Below are 251 nucleotides of genomic sequence, written 5' to 3'. Positions count from 1 at the left end.
CGACTCCCACTGGGCATCCGTCAAATCACCACGCGCCATGACCCAGTTCTACAGCCCCGCCAGCCACAGGCCGAAAACCGCAGCCAGAAAGCATCAACAGATAGTCAGATTCACCAACACTGCCTAGAAGTCCGATGAAGATCTCTGTTCTGGCCCGGCCGCGCAGCGGTTGGGCCAGAATGCTGTCATGCAGGGTGAGTGGACGGGTGAACTGGCAGGTCCCGACGTGTGGGTCACGTGTCGGGAGCTGA

At 60.2% G+C, this 251-nt stretch carries 1 protein-coding gene; it reads right to left on the bottom strand.

Features of this window, described 5'->3' with window-relative positions; genetic code table 11:
* Positions 1-25 precede the first annotated feature (25 nt).
* Positions 26-251: hypothetical protein (locus KDL01_RS42855; protein ID WP_212534405.1), on the bottom strand; the 226-nt coding region annotated here is incomplete at its 5' end.

The organism is Actinospica durhamensis (genome assembly GCF_018139695.1).
Taxonomy (GTDB): domain Bacteria; phylum Actinomycetota; class Actinomycetes; order Streptomycetales; family Catenulisporaceae; genus Actinospica; species Actinospica durhamensis.
Note: the sequence above shows the minus strand (reverse complement) of the source record. Positions and strands in the feature narration are given on the sequence as shown.